This is a genomic window from Microbacterium aerolatum (assembly GCF_007988825.1).
GTDB classification, from domain to species: Bacteria; Actinomycetota; Actinomycetes; order Actinomycetales; family Microbacteriaceae; genus Microbacterium; species Microbacterium aerolatum.
In genome coordinates this window covers 15,175-32,979 of sequence record NZ_BJUW01000021.1, presented here as the reverse complement: position 1 = coordinate 32,979, position 17,805 = coordinate 15,175, and the positions used below count along the sequence as shown (strand labels likewise).

The 17,805-nt window shown below is 68.1% G+C and carries 22 protein-coding genes; 19 read left to right on the top strand and 3 right to left on the bottom strand.

What is annotated here, in order from left to right:
• On the bottom strand, positions 1–427 hold a 427-nt coding region (locus MAE01_RS15335; protein WP_147040886.1), incomplete at its 3' end, for a DedA family protein.
• A gap of 164 nt (positions 428–591) precedes the next feature.
• Here MAE01_RS15335 and MAE01_RS15330 point away from each other — a divergent pair.
• From MAE01_RS15330 to MAE01_RS15320, 3 genes are all read left to right on the top strand, one after another.
• Entirely contained in the window at positions 592–2,190 is a 1,599-nt protein-coding gene (locus MAE01_RS15330; protein WP_147040884.1) for an ABC-F family ATP-binding cassette domain-containing protein, read from the top strand.
• A gap of 109 nt (positions 2,191–2,299) precedes the next feature.
• The gene (locus MAE01_RS15325; protein ID WP_147040882.1) at positions 2,300–3,052 is read left to right on the top strand and encodes a class I SAM-dependent methyltransferase; all 753 of its coding nucleotides are present in this window, start codon (positions 2,300–2,302) and stop codon (positions 3,050–3,052) included.
• Complete coding sequence (locus MAE01_RS15320; protein WP_147040880.1) at positions 3,049–3,483, top strand: pyrimidine dimer DNA glycosylase/endonuclease V; 435 nt, start codon at positions 3,049–3,051, stop codon at positions 3,481–3,483. Before MAE01_RS15325 ends, MAE01_RS15320 begins: the two co-directional genes overlap by 4 nt.
• 77 nt (positions 3,484–3,560) lie before the next feature.
• Here MAE01_RS15320 and map read toward each other — a convergent pair whose 3' ends face one another.
• Positions 3,561–4,343, bottom strand: coding sequence for a type I methionyl aminopeptidase (gene map / locus MAE01_RS15315; protein WP_147040878.1), 783 nt, complete (start codon positions 4,341–4,343; stop codon positions 3,561–3,563).
• A 99-nt stretch (positions 4,344–4,442) separates the two neighbouring features.
• On the opposite strand from map, the gene MAE01_RS15310 reads away from it, so the two are divergent.
• The 9 genes from MAE01_RS15310 to MAE01_RS15270 all read left to right on the top strand — a co-directional run bounded on the left by MAE01_RS15310 (position 4,443) and on the right by MAE01_RS15270 (position 11,417).
• Positions 4,443–4,937 (top strand): MFS transporter permease, encoded by a 495-nt coding sequence (locus MAE01_RS15310; RefSeq protein WP_147040876.1) that lies wholly within the window; start codon positions 4,443–4,445, stop codon positions 4,935–4,937.
• A gap of 165 nt (positions 4,938–5,102) precedes the next feature.
• Complete coding sequence (gene rplS / locus MAE01_RS15305; RefSeq protein ID WP_147040874.1) at positions 5,103–5,450, top strand: 50S ribosomal protein L19; 348 nt, start codon at positions 5,103–5,105, stop codon at positions 5,448–5,450.
• A 120-nt stretch (positions 5,451–5,570) separates the two neighbouring features.
• Positions 5,571–6,299, top strand: coding sequence for a signal peptidase I (gene lepB, locus MAE01_RS15300; RefSeq protein ID WP_147040872.1), 729 nt, complete (start codon positions 5,571–5,573; stop codon positions 6,297–6,299).
• Positions 6,299–6,958, top strand: coding sequence for a ribonuclease HII (rnhB, locus tag MAE01_RS15295; protein WP_147040870.1), 660 nt, complete (start codon positions 6,299–6,301; stop codon positions 6,956–6,958). The genes lepB and rnhB overlap by 1 nt, the downstream gene beginning before the upstream one ends.
• 37 nt (positions 6,959–6,995) lie before the next feature.
• Positions 6,996–7,322: a DUF2469 family protein gene (locus MAE01_RS15290; RefSeq protein ID WP_147040869.1), complete on the top strand. Its 327-nt coding sequence runs from the start codon at positions 6,996–6,998 to the stop codon at positions 7,320–7,322.
• 92 nt (positions 7,323–7,414) lie between these two features.
• Positions 7,415–7,777, top strand: coding sequence for a YraN family protein (locus MAE01_RS15285; RefSeq protein ID WP_147040867.1), 363 nt, complete (start codon positions 7,415–7,417; stop codon positions 7,775–7,777).
• Positions 7,774–9,303, top strand: a complete 1,530-nt coding sequence (locus tag MAE01_RS15280) for a YifB family Mg chelatase-like AAA ATPase (protein WP_147040865.1) — start codon at positions 7,774–7,776, stop codon at positions 9,301–9,303. The genes MAE01_RS15285 and MAE01_RS15280 overlap by 4 nt, the downstream gene beginning before the upstream one ends.
• Positions 9,300–10,457 carry a DNA-processing protein DprA gene (gene dprA, locus MAE01_RS15275; protein ID WP_147040863.1) on the top strand — a complete coding sequence of 386 codons (1,158 nt, stop codon included), beginning with the start codon at positions 9,300–9,302 and terminating at the stop codon, positions 10,455–10,457. The genes MAE01_RS15280 and dprA overlap by 4 nt, the downstream gene beginning before the upstream one ends.
• Before the next feature lie 57 nt (positions 10,458–10,514).
• Positions 10,515–11,417 (top strand): tyrosine-type recombinase/integrase, encoded by a 903-nt coding sequence (locus MAE01_RS15270; protein WP_147040861.1) that lies wholly within the window; start codon positions 10,515–10,517, stop codon positions 11,415–11,417.
• Here MAE01_RS15270 and MAE01_RS15265 read toward each other — a convergent pair.
• On the bottom strand, positions 11,380–11,940 hold the full coding sequence (locus tag MAE01_RS15265) for a murein hydrolase activator EnvC family protein (protein ID WP_147040859.1): 561 nt from the start codon (positions 11,938–11,940) through the stop codon (positions 11,380–11,382). The two genes, MAE01_RS15270 and MAE01_RS15265, sit on opposite strands and share 38 nt — an antisense overlap.
• Before the next feature lie 315 nt (positions 11,941–12,255).
• On the opposite strand from MAE01_RS15265, the gene rpsB reads away from it, so the two are divergent.
• The 7 genes from rpsB to MAE01_RS15230 all read left to right on the top strand — a co-directional run bounded on the left by rpsB (position 12,256) and on the right by MAE01_RS15230 (position 17,804).
• A complete protein-coding gene (gene rpsB / locus MAE01_RS15260; RefSeq protein ID WP_147040857.1) occupies positions 12,256–13,128 on the top strand; it encodes a 30S ribosomal protein S2 in 873 nt (290 codons plus the stop codon).
• Between the two features lie 41 nt (positions 13,129–13,169).
• Positions 13,170–13,997 carry a translation elongation factor Ts gene (tsf, locus tag MAE01_RS15255; RefSeq protein WP_147040855.1) on the top strand — a complete coding sequence of 276 codons (828 nt, stop codon included), beginning with the start codon at positions 13,170–13,172 and terminating at the stop codon, positions 13,995–13,997.
• Between the two features lie 92 nt (positions 13,998–14,089).
• Positions 14,090–14,806, top strand: coding sequence for a UMP kinase (gene pyrH, locus MAE01_RS15250; RefSeq protein ID WP_147040853.1), 717 nt, complete (start codon positions 14,090–14,092; stop codon positions 14,804–14,806).
• A gap of 69 nt (positions 14,807–14,875) precedes the next feature.
• Positions 14,876–15,430 carry a ribosome recycling factor gene (gene frr, locus MAE01_RS15245; RefSeq protein WP_147040851.1) on the top strand — a complete coding sequence of 185 codons (555 nt, stop codon included), beginning with the start codon at positions 14,876–14,878 and terminating at the stop codon, positions 15,428–15,430.
• A gap of 6 nt (positions 15,431–15,436) precedes the next feature.
• A complete protein-coding gene (locus tag MAE01_RS15240; protein WP_147040849.1) occupies positions 15,437–16,498 on the top strand; it encodes a phosphatidate cytidylyltransferase in 1,062 nt (353 codons plus the stop codon).
• On the top strand, positions 16,495–17,073 hold the full coding sequence (locus tag MAE01_RS15235) for a DivIVA domain-containing protein (RefSeq protein WP_147040847.1): 579 nt from the start codon (positions 16,495–16,497) through the stop codon (positions 17,071–17,073). The genes MAE01_RS15240 and MAE01_RS15235 overlap by 4 nt, the downstream gene beginning before the upstream one ends.
• Positions 17,074–17,198: 125 nt before the next feature.
• Entirely contained in the window at positions 17,199–17,804 is a 606-nt protein-coding gene (locus MAE01_RS15230; protein ID WP_229718177.1) for an aggregation-promoting factor C-terminal-like domain-containing protein, read from the top strand.
• Position 17,805: the final 1 nt, after the last annotated feature.

Here is a 17,805-nt window from a genome sequence, read left to right as displayed (position 1 = left end):
TCAGCGGCAGGAATCGCCGCCATGGGTAGCCGAGCGCCCCGGCGGACATGTTCACAGCGACCCGGCCGACCGGGATGTACCTGGCGCCGAGGATGAGCGGCGCGCCGCTGCGTGTGAGCGTGTTCTGGGCGCGCGCGAAGGCCGCGGCGACGCGTGGACGCCGCATCCACGCGAAACGTGACGTGCCGGCCGCGCGGCCGATCGCGTAGGCGATGTTGTCGCCGATCATCGCGCCGATCGCGGCCACCGCGCACAGCAGCCACAGGTTCGTCTCGCCGGTGGATGCCGTCACCGCTGCCGCCGCCACCAGGACCGTCTCGCTGGGGATCGGCGGGAAGAAGCCGTCGATCACGGCAGTCGCGAACATGACGAGGTACAGCCAGGGGGAGGCTGCGGCCTGCAGGATGAGCTCGTTGATGATGTCCACGAGGAGAACCTACGGAGCAGGCGGATGCCGGCACATCACTCTGAGGTATCGACCGCGTCATACCTCAGAGGGGTCTTCCTGGGGAAGGCTCATCGGTGCGCGACCTATACTGGGGGGCTGGCCGTTCGGCCGCAACCCCCCCCCTGACGAAACGGACTTCCGCTGTGCTTGCCGTGCACGACCTCGAGATTCGCGTGGGCGCCCGCCTCCTCATGGAGGGCGTGTCGTTCCGCGTCTCCGCCGGAGACAAGATCGGTCTGGTCGGCCGCAACGGCGCCGGCAAGACCACGCTGACCAAGGTGCTCGCCGGCGACCTGCTGCCCTCCGACGGCAAGGTCACCAAGTCCGGCGAGCTGGGCTACCTCCCGCAGGACCCGCGCACCGGCGACCCGGAGATGCTCGCGCGCACGCGCATCCTGGACGCCCGGGGACTCGGGTCGATCCAGCTCGGGATGACGAAGGCGTCCGAGGACATGGCATCCGACGACCCGAAGGTCGCCGACAAGGCCATGAAGAAGTTCGCGAATCTCATGGAGCGCTTCGAGGGGCTCGGCGGCTATGCGGCCGAGGCGGAGGCGGCATCCATCGCCAACAACCTCTCGCTGCCCGATCGCATCCTCGACCAGCCGCTGAGGACGCTCTCGGGCGGTCAGCGTCGCCGCATCGAGCTCGCGCGCATCCTGTTCTCGGATGCCGAGACGATGATCCTCGACGAGCCGACGAACCACCTCGACGCGGACAGCGTCGTGTGGCTGCGCGAGTTCCTCAAGAACTACAAGGGCGGTCTCATCGTCATCAGCCACGACATCGAGCTCGTCGGCGAGACCGTCAACCGGGTGTTCTACCTCGATGCCAACCGCCAGAGCATCGACGCGTACAACATGAACTGGAAGAACTACCTGCGCCAGCGCGCCGCCGATGAGGAGCGCCGCAAGAAGGAACGGGCGAACGCCGAGAAGAAGGCGACGACGCTGCAGCTGCAGGCCGCCCGATTCGGGGCGAAGGCGTCCAAGGCGGCCGCCGCTCACCAGATGGTCGCCCGTGCCGAGAAGCTGCTCGCCGGCCTCGACGACGTGCGCGAGGTCGACCGGGTCGCCAAGCTCCGGTTCCCGAAGCCCGCGCCCTGCGGCAAGACCCCGCTGATGGCATCCGGCCTGTCGAAGTCGTACGGGTCGCTGGAGATCTTCACCGACGTCGACCTGGCGATCGACCGCGGTTCGAAGGTCGTCGTGCTGGGGCTGAACGGTGCGGGAAAGACCACGCTGCTGCGCATGCTCGCCGGCGTCGACGAGCCCGACACCGGGCAGCTCGAGCCCGGGCACGGCCTGAAGGTCGGTTACTACGCGCAGGAGCACGAGAACCTCGACGTCGATCGCTCGGTGCTGCAGAACATGGTCTCCGCAGCCCCGCACATCACCGAGACCGAAGCGCGCCGTGTGCTCGGATCGTTCCTGTTCACCGGCGATGACGTCCTCAAGCCCGCCGGCGTACTCTCCGGTGGAGAGAAGACGCGTCTGTCGCTGGCGACGCTCGTGGTGTCGTCCGCGAACCTGCTGCTGCTCGACGAGCCGACCAACAACCTCGACCCGGCCTCGCGCCTCGAGATCCTTGACGCTCTCGCGCACTACGAGGGCGCCGTGGTGCTCGTCTCGCACGACCCCGGTGCCGTCGCTTCGCTCAACCCGGAGCGTGTGCTGATCCTGCCCGACGGTGTCGAGGACATCTGGAACCAGGAGTACCAGGAGCTCATCGAGCTCGCATAGCGAGCTGCGCATCGTCCTTCCGCGAGAATTGCTTTGCGGCGCGAGAATTGCGCTGGCAGCAGCCGTCTCGGTGCGCAAAGCAATTCTCGGGGCGCGGTAGCGTCGAGGCATGGTGGATCAGCAGCTGGCGAAGACGTTCGAGGGCATCGGCGAGGAGTATGACCGGTATCGCCCCGGATTCCCGGATGCCGCGGCCGCTGACATCGTCCCGCAGCGGCTGGATGCCGTGCTCGACCTCGGTGCGGGCACGGGCAAGTTCACCGAGCTGCTGGTCTCGCGCGCGGATCGCGTGGTCGCGGTGGAGCCGTCTGTCGCGATGCTCGATGTGCTGCGCGCGAAGCTGCCTTCCGTCGAGGCGCTGGCCGGCGGTGCCGAGGAGATCCGGTTGCCGGATGATGCGGTGGATGCCGTCACCGTCGCGCAGGCGTTCCACTGGTTCGACCGGGATGCCGCGTGCGCCGAGATCCGGCGTGTGCTGGTGCCCGGTGGCGCGCTGGGGCTGCTGTGGAACCACTCCGATCCGATATGCACGTGGGACCGTGCGTGCCACCGCGTCGCGCATCCCGCCGTGAGCGCCGGGGCTGACTCGACGACGGCATCCGCCGCCGATGAGCTGCCCGGTTTCACGTTCGGTCACCGCAGCGAGATCGGCTGGACGGAGCAGATCACGCGCGAAGACTACATCCGTCGCTGGCTCACCGTGAGCAGCTTCCTTGCCGCTGATGAGGCGACTCGGGCCGCGATGGTCGCGCAACTGAACAGCATCCTCGACGCCGACCCGGCGACCGCCGGGCGAGCGGAGTTCACACTCCCGATGATCACCGAGGTCTTCGTCTACCGCGCGGGCGGCTCGCTCCGGTGAGGATCTGGTCGGTTCATCCGCGCTATCTGGACAGGCAGGCGCTCGTCGCCTGCTGGCGGGAGACCCTGCTCGCCCAGAAGGTGTTGTGCGGCGAGACGCGCGGGTACACGCGGCATCCGCAGCTCGAGCGCTTCCAGGCGCAGATCGACCCGGTCGCATCGATCGGCGTCTACCTCGAGGGCATCGCGGTCGAAGCCGACGCCCGCGGCTACCGCTTCGACCGCAGCCGCATCCGCAGGCCCGACGCGATCGCGGCGCAGATCGACGTTACAGACGGCCAGCTCGCGGTCGAGTGGCGCCACCTGCGTTCCAAGCTCGCCGCTCGAAGCCCCGAGGTGCTGACGCGCTGGCAGGACGTCACGTCGCCCGACCCGCACCCGAGTTTCCGCGTCGTCGACGGCCCGCCCGCGACGTGGGAGCGCGCCTCCTGACGCGAGAATTGCTCTGCCGCTCGAGAATTGCCTTGCCAGCGGCCGTCTCGGCGCGCAAAGCAATTCTCGGGGGTGGGCTACTTGACCCCGAGGAAGCTGCGATCCGTCAGCACGATCGGGCCGTCTTCGGTGATCGCGACGGTGTGCTCGGAGTGCGCACCGCGCGAACCGTCTGCACTGCGCAGCGTCCAGCCGTCCTCGTCGGTGCGCAGCTCGTCGGTCGTGGCGAGGAACCACGGCTCGAGCGCCAGTACGAGGCCTGCGCGCAGCGGGAATCCGCGACCGGGGCGACCGTCGTTGGCGACGTGCGGGTCGCCGTGCATGGTGCGGCCGACGCCGTGGCCGCCGAAGTCAGTGTTGATCGAGTAGCCCTCGCCGTGCGCGATCTGGGCGACGGCAGCGGAGATGTCGCCGATGCGGTTGCCGACGGTCGCTGCGGCGATCGCGGCATCCAGGGCGCGCTCGGTCGTCTCGATCAGTCGGAGGTCCTCGTCGCGAGGCGTGCCGACGACGAAGGAGACGGCGGAGTCCGCGACCCAGCCGTCGACGGCGACCGCGAAGTCCAGCGAGACGAGGTCGCCGTCGCGGAGCGTGTAGTCGTGGGGGAGTCCGTGGAGCACCGCGTCGTTGATCGACGTGCAGATGACCTTGCCGAACGGGCCGTTGCCGAACGAGGGCGCATAGTCGATGTAGCAGGACTCCGCGCCGCTCTTGCGGATCAGGTCGTGCGCCTTGCGGTCGATCGTGAGCAGGTTCGTGCCGATCTTCGTCTCGTCGCGCAGCGTCGCCAGGGTCTCGGCGACGAAACGTCCCGCGGCTCGCATCTCTTCGATCTCGGCCGGGGTGCGCAGTTCGATCATGGTGTTCCTCTCGTCGTATCCATTCTCCCTGATCGGGGCGGGCGCCCGCTCACAGCGAACACGCGACCTCCGCCGAGCGGCGACGCCTACGATCGGAGCATGTGGTTGCGACGAGCGTTCTATCGCTGGATGTTCCCTGCCGCTGTCGTGCTGCCGCTGTGGCTCCTGATCGGGTGGGGCATCACGGGAGCCGGTGGCTGGGCGTTCCTCTGGGTGCTGTTCATCGCGATCCCCTCGGTGTTCGTCGGGCAGTTGGTGCTGACGCTGCTCCAGCGCGCGCGACCCTCCGCACGCGAGACGCGGATGGCATCCTGGTGGGACGTGCTCGGCTTCGGCGTCTGGCATGTACTCACGATCGCAGTCGGGTTCTTCCCGCAGGCGTGGTTCCCGCTGCTGCTGACCGCTGCGATCGCCGTGGCTCTGGCCCTGTTCTGGCTGATGCTGTGGCAGCTGTGGGGTGAGGCGCGGACGGCGGGTACCGGCATCCGATTCCTCGCGACGACACCTCCGGATGCCGAGCCGGAGTCTTCTCGTCGTTCGGCGGCCGACGCAGACGTGTTCATCATCAGGGAGAAGCCCGACGCCGGCGTCTGAGCTGTTTTGGACGGATGCCGGATCCATGGCAGAATAGTTCTTTGTGCCGTGACCGACTCTGCCTCAGGGGAGTCCGCGTTCGCATCATGCGCCGTACGGCACACACTTCACGTATTCCTTCCATTCCATGCATCCGACCTGTGGCGAGTGCAGAGAGAGACGATCATGCAGATCCTGGACGCCGTCGACGCGGCTTCGCTCCGTTCCGACATTCCCGACTTCCGCCCCGGTGACACCGTCAAGGTGCACGTCAACATCACTGAGGGCACCCGCTCCCGTATCCAGGTCTTCCAGGGCGTCGTGCTCGGTCGCCAGGGTGACAGTGTGCGCGAGACCTTCACGGTCCGCAAGATCAGTTTCCAGGTGGGCGTCGAGCGCACCTTCCCGGTGCACTCCCCGGTGATCGACCACATCGAGGTCGTCACCCGCGGTGACGTGCGTCGCGCGAAGCTCTACTACCTCCGCAACCTGCGCGGCAAGAAGGCCAAGATCAAGGAGAAGCGCGACAACTGATCGCGTTTTCCACGAAGCACCCCGGGACACAGCGTCCCGGGGTGCTTTTGTTTGATCCGGAGTGTGCGAACCTTGAAGGGGCCGTCTCTGCGCGGTGCGAACACTGTGTGAAGGAATGCGATGACGACTGAATCCGCCCCGGACGTCCCCGAGAAGCGGAGGCGCGGATTCTGGGTCTTCCTGCGCGACGTCCTTGTGATCATCGTGATCGCCGCGCTCGTCTCGTTCCTCGTGAAGAGCTTCGTCGTCCGCTCGTTTTATATTCCCTCCGCGTCGATGGAGAAGACCCTGCTGGTCAACGACCGCATCCTCGTCGACGAGCTCACCCCGCGCTGGACCGGCTACTCGCGCGGTGACGTCGTCGTGTTCGAGGATCCGGGCGGATGGCTGCCGGTGCAGCCCAAGGCACCGACGCGCCCCGTGGTCATCGAGTGGTTCGACGGGCTGCTGACCCTGATCGGACTCTCGTCCTCCGACAGTGAGGATCACCTCGTCAAGCGCCTCATCGGCCTTCCCGGCGACCACGTGGTGTGCTGCAACTCGCTGGGCCAGATCACGATCAACGACGCCCCGATCGACGAACTGTCCTACCTCAACCTGCCCGAGGGTGACACGGCGGCATCAAACGATCCCTTCGACGTCACGGTGCCTGCGGAATCGATCTGGGTCCTCGGCGACAATCGCGACCGCTCGCAGGATGCTCGCGCGCACCAGGATCTGCCCAGCGGCGGCTTCGTCCCGCTTGACAATGTCGTGGGCAAGGCGTTCCTGACCACCTGGCCCCTGACACGCATCGGCACGATCGACGGCCACCACGAAGTGTTCAACGGCGTCCCGGATCCGGACTGATGACCGTCATCGCTCCCCGGCTCACGCTCGAGCGCAAGCTCCTCGCCGAATACGACCTGATCATCTCGCTCGACGAGGTCGGTCGCGGTGCTCTCGCCGGCCCCGTCGCTGTGGGCGCCGCGGTGATGGATGCCGCGGGCGCGCGCCGACGCGTGCCGGAGGGTCTTCGCGACTCGAAGCTCGTGACCGAGAAGCGCCGGCCGGACGTCGCCGCCCGCGCGGCGGCGTGGGTGCAGGCATCCGCAGTCGGATGGGCGAGCGCAGCCGAGATCGACGAGGTCGGGATCATGCGCGCCCTGGGACTTGCCGCATCGCGCGCCATCGACGGCGTCGTCGCACAGGGCGCGCTGCTCGAAGGCGCCCTGGTGATCCTGGACGGCAATCACGACTACGTCTCCCGTGTGCACCCTTCGCCCCTTCAGGTGCGCTCGGTCATCAAGGGAGACCGGGACTGCGCGTCGGTCTCGGCGGCATCCGTCATCGCGAAGGTGACCAGGGACGCCCACATGGGAGAGCTGCACGGCGACCACCCGCTCTACCAGTGGGACCGCAACAAGGGATACGCGAGCCCCGAGCATCGCGCGGCCATCCGCGACACCGGGCTGTCGCCGTTCCATCGCGCCTCATGGGCGATAGCGGATGCGCCGACACTGTTCTGAACGCCGGCTCCGTTTGTTCTCATAGGATGGACTCATCATGGATGAAGAGGCATTCGACGACTACGACCGCGAACTCGAACTCGCATTGTTCCGCGAGTACCGCGACGTCGTCGGCCAGTTCCAGTACGTGGTCGAGACCGAGCGCCGGTTCTATCTCGCCAACGAGGTGAACGTCGTCAGGCGCGACACCGAGCACGACTTCTACTTCGAGATCTCGATGGCGGACGTGTGGGTGTGGGACATCTACCGCGCAGATCGCTTCGTCAAGGCGGTGCGCGTGCTCACGTTCAAGGACGTCAACGTCGAGGAACTCCAGCGTCGCGAGTTCGAGCTGCCCGAGGATCTCTCGCTCGACGGCAAGTGACTTCTCTCCACAGTTCGGCACTGCCGAGCTTCTGTGCACAGATCGTGATTTTTCGGGGCTGACCCTCTGCGGTCCGCGGGCATGCTGTCGGCATGGCAGCGAAAGACGAACTCGGTCGGGGTGGTGAAGATCGTGCCGCGCGTCATCTGACGCAGCGCGGATACCGGATCCTGGACCGCAACTGGCGGTGCACACAGGGCGAGATCGACATCGTCGCCGAGATCTCCGGCATCCTCTGCATCGTCGAGGTGAAGACGAGGCGGTCGATCGCGTTCGGCCACCCGTTCGAGGCGGTCGACGAACGAAAACGCGAACGGCTCTGGCGCCTCGCCTACGCGTGGTGCAAGACGCATGCCGAGCTCGCGGCGGGAAGGATGCTGCGCCTTGAGGTGATCGGCATCATCGGCGCCGACCCCGCCGAAGCGACGATCGAGCACCTGGTGGACCTGAGATGAGGACCGCGCGCACGTGGGCGGTCGCTCTCACCGGTGTGGACGGGCACCTCGTCGAGATCGAGGCGGACGTGTCGAACCAGACGCCGGGGTTCAAGATCGTCGGCCTTCCGGACAAGGCACTCGGTGAGGCTGCCCAACGGGTGCACAACGCCGTGACGAACGCCGCGCTCGAACTCACCCGGCGCCGCCTCACCGTGAACCTGTCGCCGGCCAGCCTGCCCAAGCACGGCAGCGGGTTCGATCTGGGCATCGCGATCTCGGCGGTGGCGACAGGGGGAGTGCTGGATGCCGCCTCCATCGCCCGCACGGTCCACATCGGCGAACTCGGACTGGACGGGCGGGTGCGACCGGTGCCCGGCGTGCTGCCCGCGGTGTTCGCCGCGTCGCGCGCCGGCTTCGAGCGGGTGATCGTGCCGCACGCGAACGAGGCAGAGGCTCGACTGGTTCCCGGGATGCAGGTGCGCGCGGCCACGACGCTCGCAGAGGTCGCCATGTGGCACGGCGCGGACGTGCCCGTCGCAGACGTCGAACCGGTCGTCGCGGAGGCGCCGGTGGCTGCGGCGCCCGAGATGCTCGACCTCGCGGATGTGGTCGGTCAGGAGGAAGCGGTCGAAGCGCTGATCGCCGCAGCCGCAGGTGGACACCACATGCTGATGAGCGGTCCTCCCGGTGCGGGAAAGACGATGCTCGCGCGGCGGCTACCCGGAATCCTGCCGGCGCTGACGGAGGACGAGGCGCTCGAGGTCGCCGCGGTCCGTTCGCTGTCCGGCGCGACCGTCAACGTGCTCGATGACATGCCGCCGCTGGAGGCGCCGCACCACAGTGCGTCCGTCGCCGCCCTGGTGGGAGGAGGGTCACGGGTCGTGCGGCCCGGTGCGATCGTGCGCGCGCACCGTGGCATCCTGTTTCTCGACGAGGCAGCCGAATTCTCCCGCGTGGCGCTCGACGCGCTGCGTCAGCCGCTGGAATCCGGGTCGATCGAGATCGATCGTGCCGGATTCCGTGCACGTTTTCCTGCCCGCTTCCAGCTCGTCCTGGCGACCAATCCGTGTCCGTGCGGCAACTACGGCGTGCGCGGTGCGGAGTGCATCTGCCCGCCGATCGCCATCCGCCGATACTCGGCGCGACTGTCCGGTCCGCTGCGCGACCGCATCGACATCGACCTGCAGGTGGCGCGCGTCGCGGCGTCCAGGGCGACGTCGACCGAGCGTGCGGCGATGACGAGCGCGGATGCCGCGGCACAGGTTGCGGCGGCGCGCGAGCGTGCGAGGAAACGTTGGGCGGGGACGCCCTGGACGCTCAACGCCGAGGTCGCAGGCGCCTGGCTGCGGCAAGGGGACAGGCGGCTGCCGCGCGACGTCCGCGCCCCGCTGGACCGCGCACTCGAACGCGGGCAGCTCACCCTGCGCGGCTACGACCGGGTATTGCGACTGGCGTGGACCATGGCCGATCTGGCCGGGGTGGAGATGCCCGGTGCAGACGAACTCGGCCGCGCGCTGTTCCTGAAGAGAGGACTGATCGCATGATCGATGCACTGCTGGGCGACAGCGGGATCCGGAAGGCAGCAGCGGCGGCTCGTCCCGACGACGACCCGGCGGCGACAATCGCGCAGGTCGCCTGGAGCGTCCTGGCCGAGCCTGGCGACGGCGTCGCCGGTGCACTCATCTCGCAGTTGGGTGCCATCGAAGCGCTGCGGTTCGGTCTGTCGGGCGAGAGATTCGAGCTGGCCGAGAAGGCGATCCAGGACGGACGCCGTCGCTGGCTGCCCAGAGCTCAGCCGCGCGCGATTGGCGATGCGCTGCATGGTGCGGCTGAGGTCGGGGCGCAGCTGTTGCTGCCAGGGGATGCCGAATGGTCAGCCGCGATCGACGACCTCGGCGACCATGCACCCGCAGTGCTGTGGGTGCGCGGCGACCCGACGCACCTCGTCGCCTCGAGCCGAGTATCGATCGTCGGAGCCAGAGCGGCGACGGCGTACGGCGACACGGTTGCCGCCGAACTGGCCGGTGACCTGGCCGCGACCGGCAGCATCGTCGTCTCGGGCGGTGCGTACGGCATCGACGGGTCCGCGCACCGGGCGGCGCTCGGCGCGGGCGGCGGGACGATCGCCTTCCTGGCGGGTGGAGTGGATCGCGCCTACCCGGCGGGCCACCAGCACCTGTTCGACAGGATCAGAGAGTCCGGTGCCCTCGTCAGTGAACTTCCGTGCGGTGCGGCGCCCACCAAGTTCAGGTTCCTGTCACGCAACCGTCTCATCGCGGCTCTCGGCGCCGCCACTGTCGTGGTCGAGGCCGGGTGGCGCAGCGGTTCGCTCAACACCGCAGGGCATGCCTCTTCCCTCGGACGTCCGCTCGGCGCCGTACCAGGGCCGATCACCTCCGCAGCCTCGGCCGGCTGCCACCGGCTGATGCGCGAGTACGACGCGCAGTGCGTCACCAATGCCGCCGAGGTACGGGAACTGATGGGAATCGATGTCGAGCATCAGGGCCCGGAACAGAGAGCCGACCCCGACCAGACGCGCCTCCTCGACGCGTTGAGCACCCGAACCCCGCACCCGCCCGCCGAAATCGCGCGCAGCGCCGGCCTGTCGGTCGAACGCACGCGAGCGCTGCTGGGCACGCTGAGCCTGGAAGGGCGCGTGGAACAGATAGAGACGGGCTGGCGCCGCACGACGGCATGATCCGGTCGTCGGCGGGGCATCCGGTCCGCTCCACCTCTGCGCGGCATGCTGGTTCGCATGGATCTCACGGTTGCGGCGGACGCGTTCGCGACGCATCTCGAGCAGGTGCGCCGACTGTCGCCGGCGACCGTGCGTGCCTACCGCGCCGATCTCCGCGACCTGTCGGCCTCCGTCGGCGGTGTGTCACTGCGGGACGTGGATCTTGAAGCGCTGCGGGACTGGCTGTGGCGCGCGACGCAACGGGGCGACGCCAGGGCGACGCTGGCCCGTCGAGCCGCGGCGGCGCGATCGTTCTTCGCATGGGCCAAAGATGAAGAACTCATCGGCGTGGACCCCGCACTCCGACTGATCGCGCCCAAGCGGGGACGCACGCTGCCCGCGGTCGCCTCGAAGGACGGCATGCGCGAGCTTCTCGATACCAAGGCCCGGATCGCCGCCGACGGTGACACGGCGGACCTGCGCGATCATGCCATCCTCGAGCTGCTCTACGGATCGGGCATGCGGGTGTCCGAGCTGTGCGGCCTCGACGTCGACGACCTCGACCTCGACCGGTGCACCGCACGCGTGCTGGGAAAGGGGTCGAAGGAGCGGGTCGTCCCGTTCGGCCGGCCCGCCGGCGCAGCTGTCGGCGCCTACCTCACACGAGGGCGCCCTGCGCTCCTGGAACGCGCGACCAGCGCCACGCCCGCCGTGTTCCTCGGCGTCCGCGGCGGACGCATGGGGCCCCGCGCCGTGTACGCGCTCGTCGCCGACGCGCTCGGTCCGATCATCGGGGCGGATGCCGTCGGCCCGCACGCTCTGCGTCACTCCGCCGCCACGCATCTGCTCGACGGCGGCGCCGACCTGCGTGCGGTGCAGGAGATCCTCGGTCACGCGAGCCTCGGCACGACGCAGATCTACACGCATGTCTCGTCCGAGCGGCTCACGGCGACGTACCGGCTGGCTCACCCCCGGGCGTGACGGCATCGCAGCAGGGGAGCAGGACTGCGCGCGGCACGTCGCCGAACATCAGCATCGGATTCACGTAGACCCCGTCCACGCGCACGCCGATGTGCAGGGTGCCGGCGGCGGCGTGACCACCGGTCGCCACGGCACCGATGTCGTCTCCCGCAAGAACGACGGCACCGGGGGAGAGGTCGGAGGACATCGGTTCGAAGGTCGACACGATCCCAGCGCCGTGGTCGATCGTCAGCAGCGGTCGGTCCACGACCACGCCGCGGAATGCGACGACCCCGTCGGCCGGAGCCTGGACGGTGGAGCCGACGTTCGCGGCGATGTCGATGCCGCGATGACCGGGACCGTAGTCGTGCGCCGGCGCGCGGAACGCCTCGACGACCTCGCGCGTCCCCGACACCGGCCACTGCCACTCGGCGCCCTCGCCGGGAATCGCGGACGCGGCCGCCGGGGACAACAGCAGCACCATGAGCAGTCCGGCGCGCACGATCGCACGCAGGCCACGTCTCCTCACGCTCGTGAACGGCATGACCTCATGTTCGTCCAGACCCCACCGAGGGCGATGCGCGAGGCCCCCGAACCGTGGAGAATCCCCGTCAATCCGCGTGTGTGCAGGCGCAGTGGGCGCCCCGCGATCCTGTACACTTGAGGTCGCACCTCGATTCCGGGGTGACTACGCGTGCCCAAAGCGATCGACGCCTGCAATGACAGAGATCGTGGCATCCACTCCCATAGGTCCCGCTCGCAAGAGCGGGTGGGTGTGCGCCGGGCACCAGGATTGCCGATCGACTGATCGGCGAGAACAACCTCAACGGCGCGAGAGCGCCAGAACAAGGAGAAGACCATGGCTGTGGTCACCATCCGCCAGCTGCTCGACAGCGGCGTGCACTTCGGACACCAGACCCGCCGGTGGAACCCGAAGGTCAAGCGCTTCATCCTCACCGAGCGCAGCGGCATCCACATCATCGACCTTCAGCAGTCGCTGGGCTACATCGACTCGGCCTACGACTTCGTCAAGGAGACCGTCGCCCGCGGCGGCACGATCCTCTTCGTCGGCACCAAGAAGCAGGCGCAGGAGATCCTCGCCGAGCAGGCGACCCGCGTCGGCCAGCCCTACGTGAACCAGCGCTGGCTCGGTGGCCTCCTCACCAACTTCCAGACCATCGCGAAGCGATTGGCACGTATGAAGGAGCTCGAGGAGCTCGACTACGAGAACCCGGCCGCCTCGGGCTTCACGAAGAAGGAGCTGCTGCTCAAGAAGCGCGAGCTCGACAAGCTGCACAAGTCGCTGGGCGGCATCCGCAACCTCACCAAGACGCCTTCGGCCCTGTGGGTCGTCGACGCCAAGCGTGAGCACCTCGCGATCGACGAGGCCAAGAAGCTCGGCATCCCCGTGATCGGCATCCTCGACACGAACGCCGACCCGGACGACTTCCAGTACCCGATCCCCGGCAACGACGACGCGATCCGCTCCGTCTCGCTGCTGACCCGCATCATCGCCGACGCCGCGGCCGAAGGCCTGCAGCAGAAGCACAACCCCGAGTCGGGCGACGCAGAGCCGCTGGCCGAGTGGGAGAAGGAGCTTCTCGAGGCTCCCGCCGAGGAGACCGCAGAGGCTCCGGCTGCCGCTGAGACCGAGGCTCCCGCTGAGGCTCCCGCCGCAGACGAGGCTCCGGAAGCAGCGACCGAGGCTCCGGCCGAGGCCGACGCCAAATAATTCCGCGTACACACACCTAACGAAGCAAGGAGCCACCACACATGGCCAACTTCACCATCGCCGACATCAAGGCGCTGCGTGAGCAGCTCGGCACCGGAATGGTCGACACGAAGAAGGCGCTCGAAGAGGCCGAGGGAGACCGCGAGAAGGCGGTCGAGATCCTTCGTCTGAAGGGTGCGAAGGGCAACGCCAAGCGCGCTGACCGCTCCACCAGCGAGGGCCTGGTCGTTTCGCGTGAGCAGGACGGCGGCGTGACGCTGATCGAGCTCGCGTGCGAGACCGACTTCGTGGCGAAGAACGAGCGCTTCATCGCTCTTGCGGACAAGGTCGTCGACGCCGTGGCCGCCGCGAAGGCGAACTCGGTCGAGGACGCTCTCGCAGCATCCGCCGGCAGCCAGTCCGTCGGAGAGCTGATCTCCGACGAGGCCGCCATCATCGGCGAGAAGATCGAGCTGCGTCAGGTCCGCACCGTCACCGGTGACGCCGTCGAGGTGTACATGCACCGCACGAGCAAGGATCTGCCCCCGCAGATCGGCGTCGTCGTCGCCTACTCGGGTGACGACGCCGCGACCGCTCGCAGCATCGCGCAGCACATCTCGTTCGCCAATCCGTCGTACCTCAGCCGCGAGGACGTTCCGGCCGACGCCATCGAGAAGGAGCGTGAGATCGTCACCGAGATCTCCCGCAACGAGGGCAAGCCGGAAGCCGCGCTGCCGAAGATCGTCGAAGGACGCGTGTCCGCGTTCGTCAAGCAGGTCGCACTGCTCGAGCAGGACTACGCCAAGGACAACAAGCTCTCGGTCGCCCAGGTGGCGAAGGACGCCGGTATCACCGTGACGGACTTCGCGCGCTTCAAGGTCGGAGCGTAAGTCGCCCAAGGGGTTCGGATCCACACGGATCCGAACCCCTTCTTCATGCCCACGAGGCGCTATCTTGAATCGGGACGAGAGGACATCCACCCATGACTGAACGCACCAGACGCCGTCGCGTCCTACTCAAACTCTCCGGAGAGGCATTCGGCGGCGGCCAGCTCGGGGTGAACCCTGACGTCGTCAGCCAGATCGCCCGTGACATCGCCGCAGCGGTCGACGAGGTCGAGATCGCGATCGTCGTCGGAGGCGGCAACTTCTTCCGCGGCGCGGAACTCAGCCAGCGCGGCATGGACCGCGGCCGCGCCGACTACATGGGCATGCTCGGCACCGTGATGAACGCCCTCGCCCTGCAGGACTTCCTCGAGCAGGCCGGGGCTCCCACCCGCGTGCAGTCCGCCATCTCGATGACGCAGGTCGCGGAGCCCTACATCCCGCTGCGCGCCGAGCGCCACATGGAGAAGGGCCGCGTCGTCATCTTCGGCGCAGGCGCCGGCCTGCCGTACTTCTCCACTGACACCGTTGCCGCGCAGCGCGCCCTCGAGATCGGCGCCCAGGAGGTGCTGGTCGCCAAGAACGGCGTCGACGGTATCTACACCGCCGATCCCAACAAGGACTCCTCGGCGACTCGCATCGACAAGGTGACCTACATCGACGCCCTGCAGCGCGGACTCAAGGTCGTCGACTCGACCGCCTTCAGCCTGTGCATGGACAACAGCATGGACATGCGGGTGTTCGGCATGGAGCCGGCGGGCAACGTCACGCGTGCCCTGCTCGGCGAGCGGATCGGAACGCTCGTCACCGCCTGACGCACCTGCCAGGGCGCGCACCGTGCACCTGGATAGAATTGCAAGAACCCCCTGACGATAGGAGCCACCGTGATCGCGGACGTCCTCGCTGAAACCACCTCCCGCATGACCCGCGCCGTCGACGCCGCCAAGGAGGACTTCGCCACCGTTCGCACGGGGCGCGCCAACCCGCAGATGTTCCAGAAGGTGATGGTCGACTACTACGGGTCGCCCACGCCGCTCGCACAGCTCGCCTCGCTGGCGAACCCCGAGGCGCGCTCGCTCATCATCACGCCGTACGACAAGTCCGCGCTCAAGGCCATCGAACAGGCCATCCGCGACATGCCGAACCTCGGCGCGAATCCCACCAACGACGGCAACATCGTCCGCGTGACGATGCCCGAGCTGACTCAGGAGCGCCGCAAGGAGTACGTGAAGCTCGTGCGCACCAAGGGCGAGGACGCGAAGGTCCAGCTGCGCGGCATCCGTCGCAAGTCGAAGGACGAGCTGGACGCGCTCAAGAGCGAGGTCGGCGAGGACGAGATCGCCCGCGGCGAGAAGGAACTGGATGCTCTCACCCGCCAGCACGTGGATCTCATCGATGACGCGCTCAAGCGCAAAGAGGCCGAGCTCCTCGAGGTCTGATCAGACATGAACGAGCCGACCGGAGACGCCGACGAAGGGCAGCCGCTGACGCGGCGCGAAGCCCGTGAAGCGGTGACCCCGGACGGCGACGCTCCCGCGCAGCGCGAGCCGGCGCCGGATCCCGCGACGATCATGCGCGAGCAGCTGCGCCAGGCACGGGGCGAGTTCGAGACCCACGTGAACCAGGCGCGCGAGCATCTGGACCAGGCCAACGAGCGGATCAAGGCGCGCACGGGTCGCGATCTGATCCTTGCGATCCTCGTCGGTCTCGCCTTCGGCGCGGTGCTGCTCGGCTCGCTGCTGTTCATCAAAGAACTGTTCGTCCCGATCGCGCTGGCCATTGCGGTCCTCGGGATCTTCGAACTGACCCGCGCGCTGCGCGGCGCCGGTCGACGGATCGACATCGTGCCGCAGGTGGCCGCCGGCGTACTGCTCGTGGTGGCCGGATACTTCGCACCCGCCTGGCTCAGCTGGGTGACGCTGCTGTTCGCGGTCGCCTTCGTGATCGTGTGGCGCCTGGTCGCGCAGATGGCAGCGAGGGACGGCCGCACTTACGGCGACGTTCTGACGGATGCCGTGGTCGGCGGCTTCGTCCAGATCTACGTGCCCTTCCTGACCAGCGTCGCGCTGCTCCTGCTGAGGCAGGAAGGTGGACAGTGGTGGGTCCTCGGATTCATCGCCGTCGCCGTGGCGTCGGACACCGGGGCGTACGCGGCCGGTCTCGCATTCGGCAAGCACCCGATGGCGCCGAGGATCAGCCCGAAGAAGACCTGGGAGGGCTTCGCCGGAGCGGTCGTCGCGGCGATCATCGCCGGTGTGCTCCTCGCCATCTTCATGCTGGAGATGCCGTGGTGGGCGGGTGTGATCTTCGGCATCGCCATCCTGCTGTCGGCGACGCTGGGCGACCTCGGCGAATCCATGATCAAACGCGACATCGGCATCAAGGACATGAGCTCCTGGCTGCCGGGGCATGGCGGACTGCTCGATCGGCTCGACAGCATCCTGCCCTCGACCATCCCCGCGCTCAGCCTGTACTTCCTGCTCTCACCATGGGCGACCCTGACATGACCTCGACTACGGTGGACGATGTGACCGAGAACGCCAGGCCCGCCTTCCGGGTCACGACAGGTCGCGAGCGCGGATACCACCGTGCGGCGGTCGACACCTTCCTCGCCTCCGCCCGCGAGACGTTCGAGCTCGGCCTGGAAGACCTCAGCGCCGCCGATGTCCGGGTGGCCTCGTTCCCGCTGGTGAAGGAGGGCTACGTCGTCGGAGACGTGGATGCCGCCCTCGGACGCATCGAAGACGCCTTCGCCGCCCGCGAGCGCGATCAGATCGTGCGCGAGCAGGGCGCGGAGGCCTGGGTGGTCAAGGCGCGGGCCGAGGCGCAGGTGATCCTGGACCATCTCGCACGCAGCCGCCGGCACAAGTTCGCCCGCAGTGGCATCCTCGGGTTCGGGTATCGCGTAGATGAGGTGGACCACGTCGCGGCACGCATCGTCCGGTATCTGCGCGACGGCGACGACCTCAGCGTCGAACAGCTCCGTTCAGCCGCGTTCCGCATGCAGCGACGCGGCTACCGCGAGGAGCAGGTCGACGCGATCCTGGATGCGACGATCGACGTGATCCTCGCCGTGCGCTGAGCGCTCTCATGGTGAACCCAGGTGAGACTGGCTAGACTGGCGCTATTGTGACTTCCGGTTCTGAGATCGACCCCACCAGCGACGCCGTCGCACCGATGAGGTCCGCAACCCCGAGATCCGCGCCCGTGAAGCGACACTGGACGCGGCGGCGCGGACTCACCGGCGGCCTGGCGGCGTTCGGCGTCGTCGCCCTGGCGGCCGCGATCGTGGCCCCCACCGGCATGGCACTCGCCGAGCAGCCCGAAGCCGATGTCGAGACGTCGTTCTCGCTCGCCGCCCGGGACACCCAGGATCTCACCGTCAGCGTGAGCGGCGCGACCATCTCTCCGGTGGAACGCAGCAGCTTCGAGGTTTACGTCACGCCGAAGCCGACACCGACGCCAGAGCCCGAGCCTGCCTCGGTCGCATCCGAGTCCTCGCAGCCCGTAGCCGCCGCGCCGTTCTACAACGGTGGCGGCGCCCCCGCCGAATGGATGGCGGCGGCCGGCATCGCATCGGGTGACTGGGGTTACGTCGACTACATCGTGTCCCGCGAGAGCGGCTGGAACCCGAACGCGACGAACAGCTCGTCGGGCGCATGCGGTCTCGTTCAGGCGCTTCCTTGCAGCAAGGTGCCCGGCAACGGCTACAACCCCGTCGACAATCTGCGGTGGGCCAACGGCTACGCGACCGGTCGTTACGGCAGCTGGGCTGCCGCGCACGCATTCTGGACCAGCAACCACTGGTGGTAAT

What these genes read in the sequence shown, in the direction of transcription:
- MAE01_RS15290 (WP_147040869.1), top strand. Translation starts at nt 6,996, where the DNA reads ATGGATGAAGAGGCATTCGACGACTACGACCGCGAACTCGAACTCGCA.
- rplS (WP_147040874.1), top strand. Translation starts at nt 5,103, where the DNA reads ATGCAGATCCTGGACGCCGTCGACGCGGCTTCGCTCCGTTCCGACATT.
- pyrH (WP_147040853.1), top strand. Translation starts at nt 14,090, where the DNA reads ATGACTGAACGCACCAGACGCCGTCGCGTCCTACTCAAACTCTCCGGA.
- MAE01_RS15270 (WP_147040861.1), top strand. Translation starts at nt 10,515, where the DNA reads ATGGATCTCACGGTTGCGGCGGACGCGTTCGCGACGCATCTCGAGCAG.
- MAE01_RS15285 (WP_147040867.1), top strand. Translation starts at nt 7,415, where the DNA reads ATGGCAGCGAAAGACGAACTCGGTCGGGGTGGTGAAGATCGTGCCGCG.
- rpsB (WP_147040857.1), top strand. Translation starts at nt 12,256, where the DNA reads ATGGCTGTGGTCACCATCCGCCAGCTGCTCGACAGCGGCGTGCACTTC.
- MAE01_RS15280 (WP_147040865.1), top strand. Translation starts at nt 7,774, where the DNA reads ATGAGGACCGCGCGCACGTGGGCGGTCGCTCTCACCGGTGTGGACGGG.
- MAE01_RS15265 (WP_147040859.1), bottom strand. Translation starts at nt 11,940, where the DNA reads ATGCCGTTCACGAGCGTGAGGAGACGTGGCCTGCGTGCGATCGTGCGC.
- MAE01_RS15325 (WP_147040882.1), top strand. Translation starts at nt 2,300, where the DNA reads ATGGTGGATCAGCAGCTGGCGAAGACGTTCGAGGGCATCGGCGAGGAG.
- rnhB (WP_147040870.1), top strand. Translation starts at nt 6,299, where the DNA reads ATGACCGTCATCGCTCCCCGGCTCACGCTCGAGCGCAAGCTCCTCGCC.
- MAE01_RS15240 (WP_147040849.1), top strand. Translation starts at nt 15,437, where the DNA reads ATGAACGAGCCGACCGGAGACGCCGACGAAGGGCAGCCGCTGACGCGG.
- MAE01_RS15235 (WP_147040847.1), top strand. Translation starts at nt 16,495, where the DNA reads ATGACCTCGACTACGGTGGACGATGTGACCGAGAACGCCAGGCCCGCC.
- MAE01_RS15310 (WP_147040876.1), top strand. Translation starts at nt 4,443, where the DNA reads ATGTGGTTGCGACGAGCGTTCTATCGCTGGATGTTCCCTGCCGCTGTC.
- lepB (WP_147040872.1), top strand. Translation starts at nt 5,571, where the DNA reads ATGACGACTGAATCCGCCCCGGACGTCCCCGAGAAGCGGAGGCGCGGA.
- dprA (WP_147040863.1), top strand. Translation starts at nt 9,300, where the DNA reads ATGATCGATGCACTGCTGGGCGACAGCGGGATCCGGAAGGCAGCAGCG.
- tsf (WP_147040855.1), top strand. Translation starts at nt 13,170, where the DNA reads ATGGCCAACTTCACCATCGCCGACATCAAGGCGCTGCGTGAGCAGCTC.
- map (WP_147040878.1), bottom strand. Translation starts at nt 4,343, where the DNA reads ATGATCGAACTGCGCACCCCGGCCGAGATCGAAGAGATGCGAGCCGCG.